The sequence below is a fragment of the Streptomyces araujoniae genome (assembly GCF_050871195.1).
Classification (GTDB): domain Bacteria; phylum Actinomycetota; class Actinomycetes; order Streptomycetales; family Streptomycetaceae; genus Streptomyces; species Streptomyces bacillaris.
In genome coordinates, this window is the sequence record NZ_CP194070.1 from 5,470,440 (window position 1) to 5,492,714 (window position 22,275).

Consider the following 22,275-nt stretch of genomic DNA (forward strand, 5'->3'; position numbering starts at 1 on the left):
AGAGCCGGGCGCCCCGCCGTCCTGGTGGCCGGACCCGCACCGCCGGTCCGGCCACCAGGTCTATTCCGGTGCCTGTTCCGGCGCCCCGTCCGCGCTGTAGCCGGTGTCCGCGCCGTCGCGGGCGCCCTCGGGGAGCGCGGGGCGGGTGTACGAGGACAGCGGTACGCCGCCGGGGTCGGGGCGGACCGCGCCCAGCAGCGGGTTGGAGGCGATCGGGGAAACCTTCACCCTGGCGCCGGGGCGGGGTGCCTGGACGACCAGGCCGTCACCGATGTAGAGCGCCACATGGGTCGCCTTCGGGAAGTAGACCACCAGGTCGCCGGGGCGCAGCGAGGAGACGGGCACCTTCGGGAGCTGCCTCCACTGCTCCTGGGAGGTCCGGGGGACCGGCCGTCCGGCCGCCGCCCAGGCCTGGGAGGTCAGTCCGGAGCAGTCGAAGGAGCCGGGGCCCTCGGCGCCCCACACGTACGGCTTGCCGATCTGCCCGATCGCGTACGCGATGGCGTCACCGCCCTGCCGGGTCGGCGGCCGGACCGTGCTGAGCGCCCCGGAGGCGACCAGTTCGCGCTGGGCCGCGGCCACACCCTGCTGCTCCAGCCCGGCCAGTTGGGCCAGCTGCTCGGCGGAGAGCGCCGCCAGCAGCCCTTCCACCCTCCTCAGCTTGCCCTGGACCGCGTCGCGCTGCTTCTGCTGCTCGGCCACCAGCCGCTTCTGCTGGTCGACCGCCCTGCGCGAGGCGGCGGCCAGGGCGTCGGCGCGGCGGGCGTCGGCGGTGAGGCGCTCCACGGTCGCCGCGCGGCCCGCCGCCACCCGCTCGACGACATGGCTCTGGTCCAGGGCGCGCAACGGGTCGCGGGCCAGCAGGAGCTGGAGGTAGGCGGAGAACTCGGTGCGCCCCTGGTACTGCTCCCGGGCCAGCCGCCCGGCGTCCCCCCGGCTCAGCTCCAGCGCGGCCCGCGCCGTCGCCAGCTCGCCGCCGACCCTCTTCGCCTCGGCCGTCCGCTGCTTCAGCTTCTCGGCGGTGGCGTTGTACGTCTCGGTCGCCTCCTCCGCCTCCTGGTAGAGCGTCTGCAGCTCCCGCAGCAGGGTGGCCACGCCCTTGGGGGCCCCGAGGGCCTCCGGGGCCTCCGGGGCCGCGAGGGCGGTCTCGGCGTCGACCTCCGCCGCGTCCTCGGGCTGCGGGGAATCCCCGGTGGGCGGCGGTACGGGGTTCGGCTCGGCCGGTGCGGCGGTGGCGGGGGAGACCACGAGGGCCGTGGCGAGGGCGGCGGTGCAGACCGCCCGCAGGAGCCTGCGTGACACGACAGCATCACCTCCGTGACGGGGACGGCCCCGGAGAAGCCGGACCCGTCCCTGGGCAAGGGATCTCATCCGATTAATCCGGTCATCCGGTGTCAGGTGATGCAAGCACCGCACGGCGTGCCGCCCGGGGGATGCCCCGGACGGCCGTACGCGGGGAACGGTCGTATAGGGGAACGGCCGCACGCGGCCAACGGCCGTATGCGGGAACGCCCGTACGCGGGGAACGGCCGTCCCGGCTCAGGCCACCGGGAAGGCGTAGAAGGACCTCGCCCGCTGGACGATGACGTGCGTTCCGGAGGCCAGCGCGCGGTAGGGGGCGCTCACCGTCTCCCCCTTCGGGCCGGGCACCCCGATGTCCTGGAACTTCCACAGGCGCTCCCCGTCGGCCGCCGAGAACGCGGTGACCTGGGCGGCGTCGGCGGCGAACAGCGTCTCCCCGGTGGTGCTCACGGTCAGGGCGGGGGCACCCCCGGCGGCCGGCACCTCCGTGGAGCGGCGCCAGACGAAGCGCCCGGTCTCCCGCTCCACCGCGCCGATCTGCTGGCTGCGCTCGGAGGTGTGGACGAAGGGCCCGGCCACGAGCGGGGTGCCGAAGTACGAACCCTCCGTGCCCGTCACCCGCCAGAGCGGCTTGGCGGTGTCCGCCTCGAACGACTGGAGATCGGCGCCGACCGACGCGTACAGGACCCCGCCCTCGTCGCCCGTGATACCGGCGTTGGGACCGGCCGTGCCGTACTGCTTGGTCCACCGCAGCTTGCCGGTCTCCCGGTCGAAGCAGCGGAGGGAGCCCTTCCCCTTGGCCGCTTTGACGTCGGCCGGGGTCAGGGTGGACGGCTCCTGCCGTACGAGGATGTCGGCCGGGCTCTCCGCAACGACCCGGTACAGAGGGGTGCCGGGGGCGCGGCCCGCGGGTACGGGCGTCCGCCACAGCTCGGCGCGCCGGACGATGTCGTACGCGAAGAGGTGCGCCTGCACGACCTTCTTGTCCGGCTCCTGCTTCTTGCCCTTCTTCGGCTTGGGGGCCTTCACGGTGACCGTGTGGGAGCCGGTGAACCAGACGACGGTCCCGGAGTGGCCCGCCAGTCGTCCGACCTGGAGGCCGGGCAGGTCGGTGAAGCCGTCCGCGTACCGCAGGCGGTGCACGACCGCCCCGTCCTTCGGCGCCAGCCAGAGGAACTCCGTCGGCCCCGCCACGAGACAGAGGTCCCCGGCGGGCAGCGCCGCCTGGCCGTCGGCGGCGTCCGCGCGCTGCCAGACCCGCTCGCCGGTCCGCAGGTCGACGGCGCTCGCCTGGCTCTCGCTCGTCACCACCAGCAGCCGGTCCTGCCAGAGCGCGGCGGTCAGCGGGGCGGATTCGGAGGAGGGGTGGGCGTAGATCCAGCGCGGTTCCGGGGGCTGCCCCGGGAGCGTCCGCCGGGGCTTCGGCGGCACGGGCCTGGCGTCCGTGGCCACCGCGCTCTCCCCGCCGCCGATCACCGCGACGGCCCCGCCGCCCACGACGAGCCCGCCGACCGCGGCGGCCGCGACGGTCAGCAGCGCGCGCCGGCCGACGGCGGGGCCGCCGGGCGGCGGAGCGGGCGGGAGCGGCAGCGTGACCATGGGGCTGCCGCCGCCGCTGCCTCCCTGGCCGTTGGCGCCCTGACCGTTGGAGGCCTGGCCGCTCCCCGGTCCGGCGGAGCCCGGAAGCACGGCGGCCGGGTAGGGGGCGGGGCTGCCGTGGGTGTGCCGGCGAGCGGGGACGGCGGGGGGAACGGGCGGCTGGTGGGGGAGGGCGAGCTGGGCCGTCGCGCGGTCGGAGCGGGGCGGCTCGGGGCCGGTGTTGAGGAAGCGGGTGGTGCCCCGGTCCTCACGGGTGCCGCCGGTGTCGTGGGCGGCATCGGTGCGGGTTCCGGGGGCGAGGAGGGCCGGCGCGTCGGCCGGAGCCGGTGCCGCCGCAGCACCGCCCTCCCGAGACACGGCCTTCCCGGGCACGGTCTCCCCGGGCATGGTCTCCCTGGGCACCGCATCCTGAGGCACGGCCTCCCCGGGCACGGCCTCCCCGGGCACGGCCTCCCGGGGCACGGCACTCCCGGACGCCGCCTTCCGAGGCGTGGCCTCCCCGGGCGCCGCCTCCCGAGGCATGGCCTCCCCGCGCACCGCCTCTCCGCGCACAGCCTCCCGAGGCGTGGCCTTCCCGGGCACGGCTTCCCCGGGTACGGCATTCCCTGGCACCGCATCCCCCGGCACCGCATCGGCCACCCCCGGCACCGCGTCCGCCACCTCAGGCGCTTCCCACGCTCCCTCCAGCGCCCGCACGTGCGCCTCCTGGTCCGCGACCGCCGCCGCCACCCGCTCGGGGAGCCAGCCGCCCCGGGCGAGGCCCGCCGCGCCCTCCAGGGCCAGTTCGGCGGCGACCGTACCGGCGGTGGGACGCTCGGCCGGGTCCTTCGCCAGGCAGCCGGCGACCAGGGCACGCAACTCCTCCGGTAGGGCACCCAGTTCGGGATCGGCCTCCGCGATCCGGCGGGCGGCGTCCTCCGGCGGGCCCTCCGTGAACGGGGTCGCCCCCGTGGCCGCGTACGCCAGCAGCAGCCCCAGCACGAACAGGTCCGACGGAGCACCGGCCGCCTTCCCCGCGACCTGCTCCGGCGTGAGGTAGCCCAGCCGCACCGAGAGCTGCCCGCCCGGCCGCGCCTCGGCCGTCGCCGCCGCGCCCAGCGCGCCGAACGCGGTGAGCCGGGGCCCGTCCTCGGCCAGCAGCACCGTGTCGGGGGCGAGCCCCTGGAGCACCGCGCCGCCCGCGTGCACCCGGGAGAGGGTCTCGGCGATGCCCGCACCCAGTATCCGCAGGGCGCGCTCCGGCAGCGGACCGGCGATCCCGATGGCCTCGGCCAGCGGCAGAGCGGGGACGTAACCGGCCGCCGTCCATAGGAGTCCGGCCCCCTCGCCCTCACCGCCCCCGGTCTCCAGGGGCGGGACCACCCAGCCGCCCGCGAGGCGTTCGGCGGTACGGGCCTCGGCCTCGAAGCGGCGCCGGAAGGCCGGTACGGCGGCGAGCGCGGGGCGCGCGGCTGTGAGCACGGCGGTCTCCCCGGTGCCGGTGTCCCGCGCCACGTACCGCACGGCGCTCGCGGTCTCCTGGAAGCGGGCCAGCACGGTGAAGCGCCCGAAACGCCGTGGATCCTCGCTGCGCAGCGCCTCCATGGCGCACCCCCCTAGGGTCTTGCGGCACACCCGGGCGACCCGCCCCGCCGCACCTGACCGACGATCTTAGGGCCTGTGCGCATGTGCGTACGCGAAACCCTAGTCGCGGCTCTCCGGCTTGGACCAGGGCCAGTTGAGGGTGCGGCGGGTGCGGCCGCCGGGGGCGTACTCGTAGACCCAGCCGCGCTGGAGGCCGAGGCGCTTGGTGTAGCCCGCCGGGACGCGTTCGTACGCGTACACCGTGGGCGGGGAGCCGTCGGGGGAGGGCACGGGGACCTCGTACCACTTCGGCGGGTGGCCGGTCGGGCCGACCAGGACCGGCAGGACCCGGCCGTCCAGGGGGCCGCCCCGGAAAGGGGTGTTCTCGCTCTTCACCCGGTCAGTCTGCCGCAGGGGCGGGCGCCAGCAGGTGTGCGGCGTCGGCGACGACCGGGATCACCAGCTCCGCCAGCCGTCCGGCCGGTCCGCCGGGGGCCTCCAGGGCGAGCAGGTCGCGGACCACCGCCGCGGTCTCCTCGTCGGTGGCGGCCGTCGCCGCGAGGAGGGCGATGAGGTGGTCGACCAGCCAGCCGCGCAGCTCGGCCGCCGGAGGCCGCTTGCCCTCGTCCAGCCAGATCAGGGAGGCCGCCTCGACGGCCGCGATCCAGCTGCGGACCATCATCCGCAGCCGCGGTCCGGCGCTCCGCTCCCCGGCGTCGGCGCCGCCGATCCGGCCGAGGTGGCTGATGATCTCCTCGGCCGCCGCCCGCCGGACGCCGTCCACGATGCTCGTCGTCCGGGAGGTCTCCACGACGCTGCCGCCGCGCAGCAGGGCGCTGAACCCGGTGTCGTGCTCGTCGACGAAGCGGAGGTAGCGGTCCAGGACCCGGGCGACCCGCTCGGTGGGCGGCCCCACCGGCGGCTCGGTGAAGCAGAGCTTCAGCTCGTCGGCGGCCGAGCCGAGCGCGGCCTCGTACAACTGCTGCCGCCCGCCCGGGAAGTAGCGGTAGACCAGCGGCCGGGAGACCCCGGCCGCCACCGCCACCTCGTCGAGCGAGACCTCGTCGGGGGCCCGGTGGGCGAAGAGGCCCAGCGCCGCGACCAGGAGCTGGGCGCGGCGCTCCTCGACGCTGAGCCTGCGGTACGCGCGGGGCGGCGGCGGGGCTGCGGCGGTGGACGTCATGCCCCCGAGGGTAAAGGGTCTCCGGCCGGGGCCGTCGAGCCGTGGGGCTGCGGACCGCATGCGATCAGGCCAGCAGTCCCGAGCGGCGCCACAGCCTGCGGCCGACGCCGTTCAGCAGCCCGATGTCGTCGAAGAAGTCCGTCAGCCGCCTGGCGCCGGTCTGCATCACATCCGTGCGGTGGCCGCTCGCCCTCACCTGGGCGACGGCCTCCCGGCGGTCCAGGCCGACGTTCTCGTACACCCGCGGGTTCACGAAGCAGACGGAGAAGACCCGGGCCGCCTCGCCGCAGCTGACCTTGGTGAGTTCGCGCTCCCAGCGCGGGGCGGTCACCATCTGGCGGCGCAGCTCCTCGCGGGCGTACCGGACGTGCCGGGCCTCCTCGATGACATGGATACGGGTCACCCCGCGCACCAGGGTCTGCACCCGGTCGTCCGGGAACGTCAGCCGCTGCATCCAGTCGAGGATCTCCTCGCCGAGCAGGGTCGCGGCGAACGAACCGGGCGTGGTGGAGACGGTCTTCAGGACCCGCGCCAGGTTGTGGTAGACGCGCGGCACCTCGTACGTCGGTGCGCCGCCCCAGTCGATCATGCGGCCGAACATCATCGAGTGGCGGCACTCGTCGGCTATCTCGGTGAGGGCGTAGCGGACGTGGTTGCTGGTGACGGGCTTGTCGTAGACGTGCCGCACCAGCAGCTGCATCAGGATGATCTCGAACCAGATGCCGAGCGAGGCGAGGGCGGCGCCCTCGTGCCGGGAGAGGTCCAGGCGCTGTTCCTCCGACATCCGGTGCCACATCGGGGTGTCGTAGAGCGAGAGCAGCTCCGGCGGCCAGAACCACCTGCCCTCCTCGACCGCCGCGTCCCAGTCGAGTTCGGTGTCGGGGTCGAAGGAGTGCTTGGCCGAGGATTCCAGCAGGCGGGCGGCGACCTGTTCGCGGTCCCGGAGCGGGCCGAGGGCGTCGCGGAGCAGCGTCAGGTCGCGGTCGGTCGCGGTCGTCATGGTGAGCACCTCACACGGGGGAGCCAGGGGGAGTTACCGGCGGTCACGTCTTATGAGACGCCTCGTCAGCAAGGGCGTCAATCCCTCGCGCGCGACTCGGTCCGGCTCTGTGCAACTTGTTGACTCGCTGTCTACCAACGTGTGAACCTGCCGGTAGGCGGTGGCCGTCCGTGCCCAACCGCCTTCGGTGTCACGGAACTTGTCACGCGGCTTGCTCACGGAACCCGTCAAGCCGTTCGAGTCGGTCGAGGCGAAGGAGCCGTCCGTGTCCACTCATGACCTCTACACCACCCCGCCCGCCGAACCCCTCTGGCAGGTCCCCGCCACCGGGGCCGCCCGGTTCAGCTGGGACTACGACGACGGCCGCGAACGCCTCCTCGCCCTCTACCAGAAGGGCAAGGACAAGCAGTGGGACGGCAACAAGCGCATCGACTGGTCCCAGGAGGTCGACCCCACCGACCCCCTCGGCACCCCCGACGAGGCGCTCACGCTCCACGGCACCCCGCACTGGGCGAAGATGACCGAGAAGGACCGGGGCGAGCTGCGCAAGCACTACACCTCCTGGCAGTTCAGCCAGTTCCTCCACGGCGAGCAGGGCGCGATGGTCTGCGCGGCCAGGATCGTGGAGTCCGTCCCGGACCTGGACGCCAAGTTCTACTCCGCCACCCAGACCATGGACGAGGCCCGGCACGCGGAGATCTACGGCCGGTTCCTGCACGAGAAGATCGGCATGCTCTACCCGGTCAACGACAACCTCCAGGGACTGCTGGGCGACACCCTGCGCGACTCCCGCTGGGACATGCCCTACCTCGGGATGCAGGTCCTGATCGAGGGACTGGCCCTCGCCGCCTTCGGCATGATCCGCGACACCACCACCAAGCCGCTGCCCAAGCAGATCCTCGCGTACGTCATGCAGGACGAGGCCCGCCACGTCGCCTTCGGGCGGATGGCGCTGCGCGACTACTACCGGCAGCTCGGCGACGCCGAACTGCGCGAGCGCGAGGAGTTCGTCATCGAGGGCTGCTACCTGATGCGCGACCGGCTCAGCGGCGTCGAGGTCCTGGAGAACTTCGGCATCGGCAAGCAGGAGGCGAAGGACCTCTCGGAGCACTCCGAGTTCCTCCAGCTCTTCCGCAAGCTCCTGTTCAGCCGGATCGTCCCGTGCGTCAAGGACATCGGCCTCTGGGGCCCGCGCCTCCAGAAGGCCTACGTCGACATGGGCGTCCTGGAACTGGGCGACTCCAACCTGGACCTGCTGATGTCCCAGGACGAGGAGATAGCCGAGCAACTGGACCGCGAACGCTTCGCGGCCGAGGAGCGGGCCCGGGTGGCGGAGGTCGCGGAGGCGATCGGGGAGGGGGCCGGCGAGGGGGCCGGAGGGGCAGGGGAGGCGGCGGCCTGAGGAGCCGCTTCCGGCGGGAGGCGGCTGAGGGGCGCAGGGGCCGGCGCCCGGCCCCCGGCACCTGGTGGGGTTCGTCCCGGCTCTGTACCGATATCGTCCGCGTCGAAATTCCGTTCGCAAACGTGTCGTACGGTGAGCGCATGACCACCCCGCCTCAGCCGCCGCAGGGCCCGTACGGCCCGCCGCCCGCGCATCCGCCGCAGAGCCCCTACGGTGGGCCCGCCGCCCCCGGGGTGCCGCCGCAGCACCACTCCCAGCAGCCGTACGGCTACCCGCCCCAGCAGCAGCCCGGCGGCTGGGGGCAGCCGCCGGTCGCACCCGGCGCGGGCGCCTGGCCGCCGCAGGGGCCGGGTCCGCAGCCGCCGCGGAAGAAGCGGACCGGGCTGATCGTCGGGATCGTGGCCGGTGCGGTCGTGCTGGCGGGCGGCATCGCCTTCGGCGTCTCCCAGCTGGTCGGCAAGACCGCCGACGCGGCGTTCCCGGACGCCGAGTACAAGCTGGTCCTGGAACAGAAGCTGCTGGACGGCGAGTTCACCCTCGCCCAGGACCTCTCGTCCACCGAGGGCAGCAAGATCGAGAAGATGTACGACCCCACCGTCCGGGACGCGAAGGCGGTGGTCGGGCAGTACAGCTCGGCCAAGGGCGGGGCGCTGGTGATCTCCGGGATGTACGGGCGGTTCGCGGACCCGGAGGTGATGACCGGCAAGATGATGGAGGGCGGGGCCGCCGGGGACGGGGCGACCGTCGTCGTACCGCCGAAGAAGTTCACCCCCGCCGGGTACGACATCACGCTGGAGTGCCAGGTGCTCCAGTCGGCCAAGGGCGGCGTCAAGGCCAATGTGCCGATGTGCGCCTGGGGCGACGACAACACGGGCGTCTCCGTCGGGATCATCCGCGCCGAGACCGCCCTCAAGGACGCCCGGTCGATCGACCTGGAGGCGGCCGCGGCCGAGACTGCGAAGATCCGCGAGGAGATCCGGCAGCCGATCGGCTGAGCCGCACGGTCGACCGGTCGGCTGAGCGGCCGGGGGCGGGGGCGGGGGCGGGGGTGTCGGTGTGGCGGGGTGTTGTGCCGCGCCCCCCGCCCCCGGCCCCTCGGCGTGCCCTCGCCCGCCCCGCCTCTCAGCGCCCCCCGCTCCCGCCGTCGGCGTGCCCTCGCCGGCCCGCGTCCCGGTCCGCGCTTCTCGACTCGCCCCGGCCCTCGCCTCTCAGCGCGCCCCCGCCGGGGCCGGGAAGCGGGTGCGCAGGGTGAACGCCCGCTCGGTCGGGCCGTGTTCGCGCAGATGCAGCAGGCGCTCCTCCGCGTCCGCCACCGTCGGGCGTTCACCCGAGGGCACCCACCACAGGGCGGACATCGCCTCCCGCGTGTGCGCGAACCACTCCCGGCGCCGCTTCAGCAACTCCCGGTGCTGCCCCGCGTACATGAAGTCGGTGAGGGCGTCGGCGTCCCGCCACACCGACATGTTGACGATCAGCCAGTCGTCCCCGAAGACCGGGACGTCGGTCGCGTTGCCGGAGTCCGAGCGCAGCCGCCAGACGAACCCCTCCGCCGCGTCGGCGACCGCGTTCACCGGGTCCAGCCCGTCGACGAAGTCCTTCAACTGCGGTGAGTCCAGCGGGAATCGGAGGCGGGCAATGTTCACCTGGGCCAACTCGTGTTTCGGTCCGGTGGCCTCTGTCTCGATAGTCGTCGTCATGGCCGCACGGTAGGCAGGGCGTTCTCCGCCGCGCGGGCCATTCCGAGCAGCGAGACGTCCGCCCCGCGCGCCGCCACCAACTGGAGCCCCACCGGGCAGCCGTCCCCGGTGAATCCGGCGGGTACGCTCGCCGCCGGATGGCCGCTCAGATTGAACGCCCAGGTCAGAGCCGTGGAGTAGCGGTCGCCCGGCCCCTCGTGCCCGTGCGGCCGGTTCGGGGTGACCGGGGTGAGCAGCAGGGGCGCGGCGGTGAGGACCGCCTCCAGCCGTTCGTCGTTCGCCCGCCGGACCGCCACCGCCTCCGGGTCCCCGGCCGCCCCGCCCCGTACCGCCTGCCAGGCCCGACCCGGGTCGAGCAGCGCGCACGGGGCGTCCACCAGGCGTACGGTCCCCGCCGCGACCAGCCGGTCCACCGCCGCCCGCACCAGGCCCGCCACCTCCGGGTCCACCTCCGCGAACCCCAGGTCCTCGCTGTACACGGCGGCCAGGGGCAGGGAGGGGGCGGCGGGCTCCCCGTACCCGGGCAGCACATGACGTACGTACTCCTCCGCGACCGCCGCCGAGCGGGCCAGCACCCCCGCCGACGCCAGGCCCGAGGCGTCCGGGGACGGCAGCAGCCCGTTCGTCGTCTTCAGCCCGAACACCCCGCACCAGGCGGCCGGGATGCGCACCGACCCGGCCCCGTCGCTCCCCGTCGCCAGCTCCACCATCCCCGCCGCCACCGCGACCGCCGAGCCCGCCGACGAACCGCCGGGCGTACGGTCGCTCCGCCACGGGTTGACCGTACGGCCGTGGGCCCCCTGCCCCCAGGTCTGCCAGACCGTACCGGGTCCGGGCACCGAGGTCGCGCCGACCGGTACACCGCCCGCCGCGATCAGCCGACGGGCCGCGTACGAGCGGATGCCCGTGCGGCCCTTCACCGCGAACGGCAGCCCGCGCAGCGGGAGTTCCCGGGCGCCGGGCTCACGGGCGAGGGCCTCCTCCGGCCACACCTCGATGAACGCGCCCAGCGCGGGGTCCCGTTGGGCGATCCGCTCCAGCGCCCGCGCCACGGCGGACGGTCTCGACGTCATGCCCGCCAGTCTCCCCGTACGGTCTCCCCGACCCGACCCGACCCGACCCGACCCGACCCGACCCGACCGACCCGACCCGACCCGACCGACCCGACCCGACCCGACCCGACCCGCCCCCTGCCCGCCAGTCTCCCCGTACGGTCTCCCCGGTCCGTCCCCTGCCCCGGCCCGCCCTCCGCTCGCCGCGTCCGCAAGCCCCCGGCCCGGCGCTCCTCACCCCTCCAGCGCCGCCTCCATCACCGCCCGGGCGATCGGGGCCGCGCTGCCGCCGCCGCTGATGTCGGCCCGCTCCGCCGCCGCGTCCTCCACCACCACCGCGACCGCGACGGCCGGGCGGCCGGAGTCCCGGGGCTGGGCCCAGGAGATGAACCAGGCGTACGGGAGGCCGGAGTTGTCGACGCCGTGCTGGGCGGTGCCGGTCTTGCCGCCGACCGTCACCCCGTCGATCGCCGCGTTGGACCCAGTGCCGTTCTCCACCACGTCGACCATCATCCGCTGGAGCTGCACGGCGGTGGAGGGGCTCATCGCCCGGGCGTAGGAGCGCGGGCCCTGCTGCCGGACCGTGTCCCCGCCGCCGGTGGTCACCCGGTCGACGAGATACGGGTAGCGCAGATCGCCGCCGTTGGCCACTGCGGCGGCGACCATCGCCATCTGGAGCGGGGTCGCGGTGGTGTTGAACTGCCCGATGGAGGAGAGCGCGAGCTGGTCCTCGCTCATGTCGGTGTCGAAGTTGCTCCGCGCCACCCCGGACGGGATCCGCAGCCCGCTGTCGTTGAAGCCGAAGTGGCCCGCCGTCTCCACCATCCCCGCCAGCCCGACCTCCACCCCCAGACGGGCCATGACCGTGTTGCAGGAGACCCGGATCGCATCCGCCAGCGAGGCCTTCTCGCAGCCGCGCGCCTCGTCGGGGAGGACCGTCCGGGTGTTCGGCAGGATGTACGGGGACGGGGTGTCCGTCGCGGCGTCCGGATCCGTCACCACCCGGGCGTCCAGAGCCGCCGCCGCCGTCACGATCTTGAAGGCGGAGCCCGGCGGATAGGTCTGCCGGATGGCCCGGTTGAGCATCGGCAGGCTCTTGGACGCGTTCAGCCGGGTCCACGCCTCGGTGACGGCCGGGCCGGTTCCGGACAGCCGCTCGGGGTCGTAGGACGGGGTCGAGACCAGCGCCAGGATCCTGCCCGTCGACGGTTCCAGGGCGGCGACCGCGCCCCGCCGCCCGCTCAGTCCGGCGTACGCGGCGCGCTGCATGGACTCCTTGACCGTCGTGACGACGTTGCCGCCGGGCTGCCGGCCCCGGGTGAACTCGTTCCAGAAGGGCAGCGGGGCCAGCAGTGAAGCCGTACCGGAGAGGATGCCGTCCTCGGCGTGCTCGATGAGCGTGGTGCCGTACGTCTGCGAGGCGTAGCCGGTCACGGGGGCGTACAACGGGCCGTGCAGATAGGTGCGTTCGAAGCTGAGCTGCTCGCCGGTCTCCTTGTTGCCGGTCACCGCCCGTTCGCCCACCAGGATGTTGCCGCGCGGCTGGTCGTAACGGGCGATGGTGGTACGGCGGTTGGCCGGGTTGGCGTCCAGCTCGTCGGCCTCGAAGAGCTGGACGCGGGCCGCGTTGGCGAGCAGCGCCACGAGCAGCAGCAGACAGAGGGCGGCGGCCCGCCGGATGCAACGGATCACCGGTCCTCCTCGACGCGGTCCAGGGCGCTCGCGATGACCCCGGTCTCCACCTGCTCCGGGTGCGGCCGGCGGGCGACATCGCTGAGCCGGATCAGCAGCGCCACGATGATCCAGTTGGTGACGACGGACGAGCCGCCCTGCGCGAGGAACGGCATCGCCATCCCGGTCAGCGGGATCAGCCCCATCACCCCGCCCGCGATCACGAACACCTGGAGCGCCAGGATCGAGGCGAGCCCGATGGCCAGCAGCCGCCCGAACGGGTCGCGCAGGGCGAGCCCGGTCCGGAAGCCGCGCGCCACCAGGAGCGCGTACAGCAGGAAGATCGCGGTCAGCCCGCTCAGCCCCAGCTCCTCGCCCGCCGTCGCCAGGATGAAGTCGGACTTGGCGGCGAAGCCGATGAGGACCGAGTGGCCCGCCCCGAGCCCGGTCCCGAGCATCCCGCCCGCCGCGAACGCGAAGAGCGACTGGGCGAGCTGGCCCGGCCCCCGCCCCGCGTCGATCGAGGCGAACGGGTCCAGCCAGTCCTGCACCCGCCCGTGCACATGCGGTTCGAACGAGCCGACGACGAACGCCCCGACGGCCGCCAGCAGCAGCCCGACCGCGATCCAGCCCGTCCGCCCGGTCGCCACGTACAGCATGATGACGAAGAGGCCGAAGAAGAGCAGCGAGGTCCCGAGGTCCCGCTCCAGCACCAGCACACCCACGCTGAGCAGCCAGATCGCCACGATCGGGCCGAGCACCCGGCCGGTGGGCAGCTGCAGCTTCCAGAACGTGCGCCCGGTGTACGCGAGCGCGTTGCGGTTGGCCGCGAGATAGGCGGCGAAGAAGACCGCGAGCAGGATCTTGGCGAACTCGCCCGGCTGGAACGAGAGTCCGCCGATGCGGATCCAGATCTTCGCCCCGTTCACCGCCGGGAAGAAGATCGGCACGATCATCAGGACGAGCGCGGTGGCGACCGAGAGATAGGCGTAGCGCGCGAGCACCCGGTGGTCGCGGAGCAGCACCACGACGACGGCGAAGAGCGCCACCCCGAGCGTGGACCAGATCAGCTGGGTGGGGGCGGCCTGGTCGCGCGGGGTCTCCAGGTCGAGCCGGTAGATCAGCACCAGGCCCAGCCCGTTGAGCAGGACGGCGATCGGCAGCAGCAGCGGATCGGCGTACGGGGCGCGGAAGCGGACCGCGACATGGGCCAGCAGGGCGAGCGTGCCGAGCCCGGCACCGTAACCGGCCACGTCGGGGGGCACGGCCCCGTCGTGGGCGAGGCCGACGGCGGCGTAACCGTAGACGGAGATCAGGACGGCGCCGATGAGGAGCGACAGCTCGACCCCGCGCCGTCTGGGCAGGCGGAGCTCGGGCGGGGGAGTGTCCGCCGTCGTTGCGGTCATGCGTCGCAACGTAGCAAGAGGCGTGCCGTATTTCCCTTATGTCATAGTGTCCGCCGCCCATGTCATTGCACCTCCGCCGGTGTCGACAGACCTCCGCCCGGAAGCGGGTGGCTTCCGGGCGGAGGGGGCGAGCAGGGGCGGGACGCGTCAGCAGGGGCGCGGTGCGGCGCCGATGTTCTCGATGTAGCGGGCCGAACCCCAGGCCCAGGTGCCGTCGGTCAGCAGGTACCAGCGGTTGTTGCCGTCGACGTTGTCACCGGTCGTCTTGCAGAAGATGTTGACGACGGTGCCGTACTTCACCGAACCCACGACCTTGCTGCTCCGGGTCGGCCGGTCGCGCAGCAGCAGGTACGGCTTGGCGATGACGCGGCCCTTGTAGGTCCGCTTGGGGGCCTGGGGCCTGGCCTGGTTCTGCGCCTGGTTCTGTGCCTGGGCGTCCTGCCGGGCCTCGTGCTCGCGCTGGAGGGCGGAGGCGGAAAGCTCGTCGGAGGCCGGGGCCGCGGTGGCGGCCTGGTCCCGGTGGTCGGTGGGGCTCGGGTCCGCCGCCAGAGCGGGGGCGGCGGCCGTGACCGCCGCGAGGGCGCCGGTGGCGACGCAGAGACCGATCCGGCGGAACCGCGAGGGGCGGGACAGGGGGGACATGCTGCCTCCAGAGAGAGGAGAGGGGGGCGTGGGGGACGCGAGCCGGGCTCGCCTTCGTCACGCTAAATTGGCCACGGAGAGTCCGCAACGCGCACTGTGCGTGACGGAGGGTGGCTACTCGGCGGTCCCGGTGCCCTGTTCGCCCGTGTTCCCGGCGGAATCCCCCTCGTCGAGGCGGACGTACTCGGGCAGCGTCAGCCGGGCCAGCGCCCCGCCGTCCGGGGGATTCACGAACTCCAGCCGCGCTCCGATCACCGCGGCCTGGCCCACCGCGATGGTCAGCCCGAGTCCGTGGCCCTTGCCTGCGCCGTCCGTGCGGAACCGCTGCGGGCCGCCCTCCAGGAGGTACGCCGGAAAGCCCGCCCCGTGGTCGCGTACGGAGACCACCGCACCCGAAACCTCCACCACCACCGGCGGGGAGCCGTGCCGGTGGGCGTTGGCCACCAGGTTGCCGATCACCCGCTCCAGCCGCCGCCGGTCCGTCTCCACCCGCGCCGGACCGCCGACCCGCACCCCGGTCTCCGTCCCCGAGGCGCGGACGACCCGCTCCACCACCGGGGCGAGGTCGTGCACGGCCAGGTCGACCTGTTCGGTGCGGGCGTCCAGGCGCGAGATCTCCAGCAGGTCCTCGGTCAGCGCGCGCATCGCCCGCACCCGGTCCCGGACCAGCTCCGCCGGACGCCCCGGCGGCAGCAGCTCCGCGGCGGCCGAGAGACCGGTGAGCGGGGTGCGCAGCTCGTGCGCCACATCGGCGGTGAACCGCTGCTCCGTCTGGAGCTTGCGCTGCAGGCTGGAGGCCATGGTGTCCAGGGCGCCCGAGACGATCGCCACCTCGTCCTGGCCGCGCACGGGACGGGCCGTACGGGGGTCGTCGACCCGGGCGTCCAGGTCGCCCGCGCTGATCCGGCGGGCCACCCGGGCCGTCTGGTGGAGCCTGCGGGTCACCCGGCCGACGGCGAAGAGGCCGACGACGAGTGTGGCGGCGATGGCCAGCAGCGAGGAGCCGATGATCGCCCGGTCCAGCCCCGCGATGGTGCGGGCGCTGTGGCTGTAGTCCGTCCAGGTGGCCAGCGCCCGCCCGTCCGCCGGCCCCGCGGCCCACATCGCGGGGCCGCCCCGCCCGTCCGGGTCGCCCGGCCGGTGCGGGCCGTCCGCGACCATGGTGCCGCGCTCGCCGTCCGCCGCCAGGGCGCGCAGCGCGGCGGGCAGCCCCGGCGGATCGATGCCGGAGCCCCGGGGCAGCGGCTCCCCGGCCTCGTACGCGTCGGTGACGACCTCCAGCCGGGCCAGCGCCTTCTCCCGGGCGTGGGAGACCGTCTGCCGGGTCACCGCCGTGTGCACGAGGACGCCGAGCAGGGCCGCCAGGGTGCAGCACATGGCGGTGAGGAAGACCGCGGCCTTCCAGGTGAGGGTCGAGGCCCAGGCGGGGGCACGGAACCGGCGCCGCCTCATCGCCCGCCCGCCGCCGAGGACGCCGCCGTCGAGGCCGCCGCCGTCGGGGTCTCCGAGGGGGCGGGCCGGGAGCCCTCCGGTGCGGGGGCCGTGGGCGTGGGGGCCGTCCGCTCCCCGCGCCGCTCGGGCACCCGCAGGATCTCGTCCCGGGTGGCCAGCATCGCCTGCTGCCGGTCGTCCCAGGACCACGCGGTGCGGTACTCGTACCCGGAGATCACCGACGGGGCCCGCAGGACCAGGTCCCGCCCGGCCAGCTCCACGCTGATCACGGCGTCGACCGTGGACATGATCCGGGTCAGCACGCCCTCGTCGGCCCGGTAGGCGCGCACGGCGAGCTGTCGCTCGGGCAATCGGACACCGATCACCAGTTCGTCCCTGCCGTCGCCGGTCAGGTCGAAGTAGTACGGGGTCAGCACCGGGCAGTCACCGGGTGCCGTCCGGCAGTCCCGGATCTGCCGGACCGTCGCGTCGGGCAGCTCGTCCAGCCCGCTGTCCCGCTTCGTCCTGGCCTTCAGCCCGGCCTGCGCCACCGTGACCGGGTCCAGCCGGTGCACATCGTCGCCGGGCACCGTGATCCCGGGGATCCTGGCCGTCTCGCCCTCGCCGTAGTCGTACGGGGCGGCCGAGGCGGGCGGCAGATCCGGCCAGAGCCGGGCGGGCCCGACCGCCGAAGGCGCCTCACCGGTGCTCTCCAGCCCGCCGGCCGAACCGCAGCCGGAGAGCAGGGCGAGCCCGGCCACGGCGGCGGCGACGGTACGGACGCGGACCGGGCGCACGGCTGGCCCTTCTCGTGGGGGACGGGGGGCCTACACCCTAGGACGTGACCGTACGCAATGCCCACTTCGTACCTGTACGTGACCGTCCGCGTCCCGCCCCGGACCGGCCGGGAGCCCCGGCCGGAATCCGCTCAGCGCTGGAAAGGGCTCTGTCCCGGCTGACCGGGCTGTCCCGGCTGGGTGAACCCCGGCTGCTGCGCCGCCGGACCGGACCGGCCGTCGGGACCGGCCCCGTGCTGGGCGAGGAGCTGATCGGCCTGCTCCTGGGATATCTGCTGCTCACCGCCGCAGAACGTGCACTGCGTGGCGTACTTCGTCGAGAACGGGAACAGCGGGATGAAGAACAGCGTGAACTTCGTGACCCGCTTGCGCAGGGTGTGCGCTGCCGGGTTGCCGCACCAGCCGCAGACCATCGTCAGGATGGCCAGTTGGTACAGATAGCCCTTGGTGCCGAAAATGATCATGCCGTGCTCCCTCTCCCCGTCTTCCCCGTCCCCCGGAGTGCCTGCCGGCACAGCGCCAGGAGCTTCTCGTCCTCGTAGGTGTCATGGCTGCCGTACCCGCCGTCCAGCGCGTTGTGACGGCGCACGGAGGAGAGTTCGGCGCGCAGCACCTGTGCCGTCGTCGACGCCGGGTCGACCGGTCCCGTCCGCGCCAGGCATTCTGCCACCCGGACGCGGACATGGCGGTTCTTCTCCCAGGCGTCCAGCAGCACCTCGGTGCTCTCCTCCGTCCGCCCCGACACCTTGCGGAGCGCTATCGCCGCGTCCACCCGCAGCCACAGCTCGTCATGGCCCAGCAGCCCGCGCAGCCGCGGCGCCACCGCCGCCGCCTGCGGACCGAGCGCCCCCAGCGCCGCCGCGGCCGCCCGCCGGTCGTGCACCTGGTCCGAGCCGAGCTCCTCGACCAGCACCGGCAGCACCGCGTCCCGGTCCCCGGCGACCGCCCACAGCGCCTCGGCCGCCTCCGTGGCCGTCCCCGGGCGCCCGAGCATCGCCCGCAGCTCCGGCACCGCCTCCCGGGCGGCGGGCCCGAACGAGCCGAGCGCCCGCAGGGCCGCCGTACGCAGCCACTCGCCCCGGTACGCCGGCGCCCCGCGCAGCACCCGCAGCACCTCCGGGGTCGCCTCGCCCGCCCGCAGCCCGGTCAGCCCGGCCAGTAACGGGCTCGCCCGGTCGTACGCCCCCTCGTCCAACGGCACCCCGGCCAGCCTGCGCCGCAGCGCCCCGGCCAGCGGAAGGGCGGCCTCCCCGAGATGGGCGACGGCGAACCCCACGTCGTGCGGCACCTCCGGCAACTCCAGGGCCGCCGCCAGGGCGGGCACCGCGCGGGCGTCCCCGAGCCGGGCCAGCGCCTTCACGGTGGAGCCGAGCCCCGGCGGACCGCTGGCCCACTCCTTCACCCAGCCCGCCGGATCGGCCGCCAGCCGGGCCGCCAGGGCGTCGGCGGTGGGGGCCGCCAGCGAGAACAGCTCCTCCAGCACGTGGGAGGCGGCCTCGGCCAGCCGGGGTTCGGGGTCGGAGAGCTGGTCCCCGACGAGCCCCACCAACTCCTCGTACGAGCCGCGCCAGGCCCGTATCAGCCCGCCGCTCATCCGTACGGCGTCGATCCGCTGCCAGCGGTCGGGGCTGCGGAGCTGGTCCACGAGCAGGGCCGTGCGGTCGCCCACCCGGTCGTCGAGGCCGACGTGCAGGGTGCGCAGCAGATCGGCGGCCCAGGGGGCGCCGCGCCCGGCGTTCTCCTGGGCGGAGAGCGCCCGCAACTGGCCCACCAGCGTGGGCGCCGCGGCCTGCTCGGCCCCGGAGGCGTCCGCGGAGGCGACCGGGTCGGCCTCCGGCTCGGCCTCGGCGTCGGGGTCCGGCTCGCCGTCCGGGTCGAGCGGCTCGTGCGGTTCGTAGCCGTGCTGGGGTTCGTACGGTCCGTGCTGCGGTTCGTAGGGCTCGTACGGCCCCTGGCCCGGGTACGGCGCGTGCTCCGGGGCGGTGGCACCGGCCCCGGGGGCCGTACGCAGCTCGCGCAGCAGCCCCGACACGACGGGCACCACATCGCGGGGCAGCGCGTCGGGCGAACAGCGCGCCAGCTGGGCCAGCGCCGCGAGCCGCAGCCCCGGTGCCCGCTCCCGGCCCACCAGCAGGGTCAGCCACTGGGCCACCTGCCCCGCCAGCGGACGGTGGCGCAGGGCGATCCGCCCGGCCGCCTCCACGAGTGCGAGCCGCACCTCCTCGTCGGGCTCCACCGGCAGCCGCTCCCGCAGCAGCGCCAGGACCCGCACGGGGTGCCGGTGCAGGGTGGCGAGCGCCAGCGGGGCCGCCAGCCGCACCCCGGGGTCCTCGTCGGCGATCAGCTCGAAGAAGACCCCCGCCCCGGCGGTGACCGCGGCCGCCGCCATCGCGTAGTTCGCGGCGCCCTCGAACTCGTCCTCGTCGATCTCCTCGTCGTCCTCGTCGAGGTCGAAGCCGCCGATGCTGGTGAGCAGTTCGACCACGCTGCCCCGGTCCTGCACGCCCGGGTCGACGGCGAGTTCGAAGAGGAAGGGGATGCACGCGAGGGTGCAGGCGTAGACGTCCCCCTGGTGGTGCACGGCCCCGTACATCCCGTCGAGCGCGCTCTCCCGCTCCGCCGGATCGTCGGAGGCGAGCCCCCGCAGGAGCGCCGGTACGTCGTCGGCGGGCCCGTAGGCATGCTCCATCGAAGCCCAGTCGACCTCATCGATCCCCGAGAACACGCCATCCCCTCCCCACGTCACGGCGGTGTCCGGAGGCTCCTCCCGCCCCCGCACGCCTGTTCCCCGCACCCCTGTCGGCGTATCCCGAAGAAAGCGCCTGCGCAGAGTGTGCACCACGGCTCCGACAATCCACCCGTCACATGTGGCCTTTCCTCGTGCCGTGACCAGGTCATGACCCTGCCATGACGCAATGGCATCCCCACGGCCTGTGAGCAGCCTGTGAAACAGCGGAAACGAGCCCCGGCGCGGCCGACGCCGTACGCCTGGATCAGGCCGGACCGCCGGTCGGGATCAGGCCGGGGAGGTTCGGCGAGCCGGGCCGGGATCAGGCCGGGAGGTTCGGGGGTCGGGCCGGGATCAGGCCGTGACCGTCGGGGGAGTCCGGCCGGGATCAGGCCGTGCCGGGCCGGACGCGGCCCGGGGAGTCCCGTCGGCCCGGGGAGTCCCGTCGGGGTGGGGGAGTCCTGGTGGGGACAGGGGACTCCTGCCGGGACGGAAAGCCCCAGGGGTCAGCCCGATCCCGTCGGCAGGGGCCGGGCCCGGTCCGGGTCGAGGACGGGCGCGAGCAGGTCCCCGTACCGCTCCAGCCGCCCGGCCATGTCGTCCGCCCGGAAGACCAGCGCCTCCGGGGTCCGGCACCCCTCGATCTCGTCCCAGGTGACCGGCGCGGAGACGGTGGGCTCGGTCCTGGCCCGCAGGGTGTAGGGCGTGGCGGTGGTCTTGGAGGCGGAGTTCTGGCTGAAGTCGACGAAGACCTTGCCCGGCCGCAGGGCGCGCTTCATCCGGTGCAGGGCCAGGTCCGGCAGGGCGTCCTCCGCCTCCACCGCGAGCCGCCGGGCGTACGCGGACACCTCGGCGGCCGGGGCCGGCTCCAGCGGGACCAGCAGGTGCAGCCCCTTGGCGCCGGAGGTCTTCCCGTACGCGAACAGCCCGTCGGCGGCGAGCCGCTCCCGCAGCCAGCGGGCCACCGCACAGCACTCCACGACGGTCGCGGGGGAGCCCGGGTCCAGGTCGAGGACCATCCGGTCCGCGATCCCCGGGGCGTCCGCCCGCCACTGCGGGGTGTGGAACTCCACCACCAGGTTGGCCGCCCACATCAGCGAGGCCAGGTCCTGGACCATCACCTGCCGGGCGCCCGGGTCCTCGCTCCGCGGCACGGGGGTGGTGCGCACCCAGTCGGGTGTACCGGGCGGCGGATTCTTGGTGAAGAAGACCTGGCCCCCGGGCCCGTCCGGATAACGCAGGAAGGAGACCGGGCGGTCGCGCAGATGGGGCAGGATCGCGCCCGCCGCCGTGGCCGCGTAGTAGTGCAGGACCTCGCCCTTGGTGGTGCCCGTGGCCGGATGGAGCACCTTGTCGAGATTGCTCAGCGAGAGGCGCCGCCCCTCCACCTCCGTGATCGGCGTCATACGATAAGAGTCACACGAACCGTACGAAAACCTGCCTGAAACCCCCTTCACGGATATACGGGTACAGGGCGCGGGCGTAAAGGGGTGAACGGTGAGGTCCATATGGAACGGCGCGATCTCCTTCGGGCTGGTCAGCATCCCGATCAAGCTGGTCAACGCCACCGAGAACCACTCGGTCCACTTCCGGCAGATCCACCTCGCCGACGGTGGCCGGATCCGGTACCGGAAGGTCTGCGAGCTGGACGAGGAGGAGGTGTCCGGCGGCGAGATCGGCAAGGCGTACGAGGACGCCGACGGCACGATGATCCCGATCACCGACGAGGACCTGGCCCAGCTCCCGCTGCCCACGGCCAAGACCATCGAGATCGTCGCCTTCGTGCCCGCCGACGAGATCGACCCGCTCCAGCTGGACACGGCGTACTACCTCTCCGCCAACGGGGTCCCGGCCGCGAAGCCGTACACCCTGCTGCGCGAGGCCCTCAAACGCAGCAACAAGGTGGCCGTCGCCAAGTTCGCCCTGCGCGGTCGCGAACGGCTCGGCATGCTCCGGGTCGTGGACGACGTGATCGCCATGCACGGGCTCCTCTGGCCCGACGAGATCCGGGCCCCCGAGGGGGTCGCCCCGGAGAGCGACGTCACGGTCCGCGACGCCGAACTCGACCTGGCGGACGCCCTGATGGACACCCTCGGCGAGGTCGACATGGACAGCCTCCACGACGACTACCGGGAGGCGGTGGAGGAGCTGATCGCGGCGAAGGCGTCGGGGGAGGCCGTGGAGCCCTCGGAGTCGGAGGAGCCGGGCGGCGGCAAGGTCATCGACCTGATCGCGGCCCTGGAGAGCAGTGTGCGGGCGGCGAAGAAGTCGCGCGGGGAGGGGGAGGGGGCGGCCGAAGAGACCGGGGCCGAGGGGGACATGGCGGAGGTCCACCCCATCAAGAAGAAGGCGGCGAGGAAGCCGACGGCGGCACGGCCGAAGCCGACGCCCAAGGAGACGGGCGCGAAGAAGTCGACGGCGTCCGGCTCGTCCTCGGCGGGGAAGACGGCGCAGACGCAGCGGAAGACGGCGTCGGCCTCCGCGAAGAAGCAGAGCGGCCGGAGCGCCACGAAGAGCACGGCGAGAAGCACGGCGAAGAGCACCGCCGGGACCGCCACCCGGAGCACGGCCAAGGGCACGGCCAAGAGCGGCGGGAAGACCTCCGCGAAGAGCACCAAGAAGACGGCGTCCGCGCCCCGCAAACGCGCCTCGGCCTGACCTGCCGCGACCGCTGCGGAGCGACTTGCCTCGCCCCCTCGCGGAGCAACCTGCCGCGCCCCTCCCGTGGAGCAGCCTGCCGCCCCCCGCAGCGACCTGCCGAGAACTCCGCCGCGAACCCTGTCACGCACCCGTCCGCGCATC

At 74.2% G+C, this 22,275-nt stretch carries 18 protein-coding genes; 3 read left to right on the forward strand and 15 right to left on the reverse strand.

Annotated elements, in window-relative coordinates:
• Positions 1–60 precede the first annotated feature (60 nt).
• The 5 genes from ACQ9ZG_RS23730 to ACQ9ZG_RS23750 all read right to left on the reverse strand — a co-directional run bounded on the left by ACQ9ZG_RS23730 (position 61) and on the right by ACQ9ZG_RS23750 (position 6,647).
• On the reverse strand, positions 61–1,302 hold the full coding sequence (locus ACQ9ZG_RS23730) for a C40 family peptidase (RefSeq protein WP_499281207.1): 1,242 nt from the start codon (positions 1,300–1,302) through the stop codon (positions 61–63).
• A gap of 237 nt (positions 1,303–1,539) precedes the next feature.
• Positions 1,540–4,485 carry an outer membrane protein assembly factor BamB family protein gene (locus ACQ9ZG_RS23735; RefSeq protein ID WP_499281208.1) on the reverse strand — a complete coding sequence of 982 codons (2,946 nt, stop codon included), beginning with the start codon at positions 4,483–4,485 and terminating at the stop codon, positions 1,540–1,542.
• 99 nt (positions 4,486–4,584) lie between these two features.
• Positions 4,585–4,860: a DUF8847 domain-containing protein gene (locus ACQ9ZG_RS23740; protein ID WP_028416353.1), complete on the reverse strand. Its 276-nt coding sequence runs from the start codon at positions 4,858–4,860 to the stop codon at positions 4,585–4,587.
• A 4-nt stretch (positions 4,861–4,864) separates the two neighbouring features.
• Positions 4,865–5,647 (reverse strand): TetR/AcrR family transcriptional regulator, encoded by a 783-nt coding sequence (locus ACQ9ZG_RS23745; RefSeq protein ID WP_028416354.1) that lies wholly within the window; start codon positions 5,645–5,647, stop codon positions 4,865–4,867.
• Positions 5,648–5,711: 64 nt separating this feature from the next.
• On the reverse strand, positions 5,712–6,647 hold the full coding sequence (locus tag ACQ9ZG_RS23750; protein WP_109916651.1) for an AurF N-oxygenase family protein: 936 nt from the start codon (positions 6,645–6,647) through the stop codon (positions 5,712–5,714).
• A gap of 265 nt (positions 6,648–6,912) precedes the next feature.
• Between ACQ9ZG_RS23750 and ACQ9ZG_RS23755 the strand changes: the two genes are divergently transcribed.
• Positions 6,913–8,049 (forward strand): ferritin-like domain-containing protein, encoded by a 1,137-nt coding sequence (locus ACQ9ZG_RS23755; RefSeq protein ID WP_109916652.1) that lies wholly within the window; start codon positions 6,913–6,915, stop codon positions 8,047–8,049.
• Positions 8,050–8,189: 140 nt separating this feature from the next.
• A complete protein-coding gene (locus tag ACQ9ZG_RS23760; protein ID WP_099220447.1) occupies positions 8,190–9,044 on the forward strand; it encodes a hypothetical protein in 855 nt (284 codons plus the stop codon).
• A gap of 213 nt (positions 9,045–9,257) precedes the next feature.
• Here the strand turns inward: ACQ9ZG_RS23760 and ACQ9ZG_RS23765 are convergent, their stop codons facing one another.
• The 10 genes from ACQ9ZG_RS23765 to ligD form a co-directional block, all read right to left on the reverse strand.
• A complete protein-coding gene (locus ACQ9ZG_RS23765) occupies positions 9,258–9,746 on the reverse strand; it encodes a DUF3291 domain-containing protein (protein WP_109914844.1) in 489 nt (162 codons plus the stop codon).
• Positions 9,743–10,819: an amidase family protein gene (locus ACQ9ZG_RS23770; protein WP_499281209.1), complete on the reverse strand. Its 1,077-nt coding sequence runs from the start codon at positions 10,817–10,819 to the stop codon at positions 9,743–9,745. The genes ACQ9ZG_RS23765 and ACQ9ZG_RS23770 overlap by 4 nt, the downstream gene beginning before the upstream one ends.
• A gap of 213 nt (positions 10,820–11,032) precedes the next feature.
• The gene (locus ACQ9ZG_RS23775) at positions 11,033–12,490 is read right to left on the reverse strand and encodes a penicillin-binding transpeptidase domain-containing protein (RefSeq protein WP_499281210.1); all 1,458 of its coding nucleotides are present in this window, start codon (positions 12,488–12,490) and stop codon (positions 11,033–11,035) included.
• The gene (locus ACQ9ZG_RS23780) at positions 12,487–13,875 is read right to left on the reverse strand and encodes an FtsW/RodA/SpoVE family cell cycle protein (protein ID WP_109917131.1); all 1,389 of its coding nucleotides are present in this window, start codon (positions 13,873–13,875) and stop codon (positions 12,487–12,489) included. The genes ACQ9ZG_RS23775 and ACQ9ZG_RS23780 overlap by 4 nt, the downstream gene beginning before the upstream one ends.
• Positions 13,876–14,022: 147 nt before the next feature.
• Entirely contained in the window at positions 14,023–14,517 is a 495-nt protein-coding gene (locus ACQ9ZG_RS23785; RefSeq protein WP_099220442.1) for an SH3 domain-containing protein, read from the reverse strand.
• Between the two features lie 114 nt (positions 14,518–14,631).
• Positions 14,632–15,969, reverse strand: a complete 1,338-nt coding sequence (locus ACQ9ZG_RS23790) for an ATP-binding protein (protein WP_499281211.1) — start codon at positions 15,967–15,969, stop codon at positions 14,632–14,634.
• On the reverse strand, positions 15,966–16,745 hold the full coding sequence (locus ACQ9ZG_RS23795; RefSeq protein WP_499281212.1) for a hypothetical protein: 780 nt from the start codon (positions 16,743–16,745) through the stop codon (positions 15,966–15,968). The genes ACQ9ZG_RS23790 and ACQ9ZG_RS23795 overlap by 4 nt, the downstream gene beginning before the upstream one ends.
• Before the next feature lie 131 nt (positions 16,746–16,876).
• Positions 16,877–17,209: a zinc-ribbon domain-containing protein gene (locus ACQ9ZG_RS23800; RefSeq protein WP_018492162.1), complete on the reverse strand. Its 333-nt coding sequence runs from the start codon at positions 17,207–17,209 to the stop codon at positions 16,877–16,879.
• Positions 17,206–19,470, reverse strand: a complete 2,265-nt coding sequence (locus ACQ9ZG_RS23805; RefSeq protein ID WP_499281213.1) for a HEAT repeat domain-containing protein — start codon at positions 19,468–19,470, stop codon at positions 17,206–17,208. The genes ACQ9ZG_RS23800 and ACQ9ZG_RS23805 overlap by 4 nt, the downstream gene beginning before the upstream one ends.
• 509 nt (positions 19,471–19,979) lie before the next feature.
• Complete coding sequence (ligD, locus tag ACQ9ZG_RS23810) at positions 19,980–20,879, reverse strand: non-homologous end-joining DNA ligase (RefSeq protein ID WP_109916597.1); 900 nt, start codon at positions 20,877–20,879, stop codon at positions 19,980–19,982.
• A gap of 91 nt (positions 20,880–20,970) precedes the next feature.
• On the opposite strand from ligD, the gene ku reads away from it, so the two are divergent.
• The gene (gene ku / locus ACQ9ZG_RS23815; protein ID WP_109916596.1) at positions 20,971–22,131 is read left to right on the forward strand and encodes a non-homologous end joining protein Ku; all 1,161 of its coding nucleotides are present in this window, start codon (positions 20,971–20,973) and stop codon (positions 22,129–22,131) included.
• The last annotated feature ends 144 nt before the right edge of the window (positions 22,132–22,275 follow it).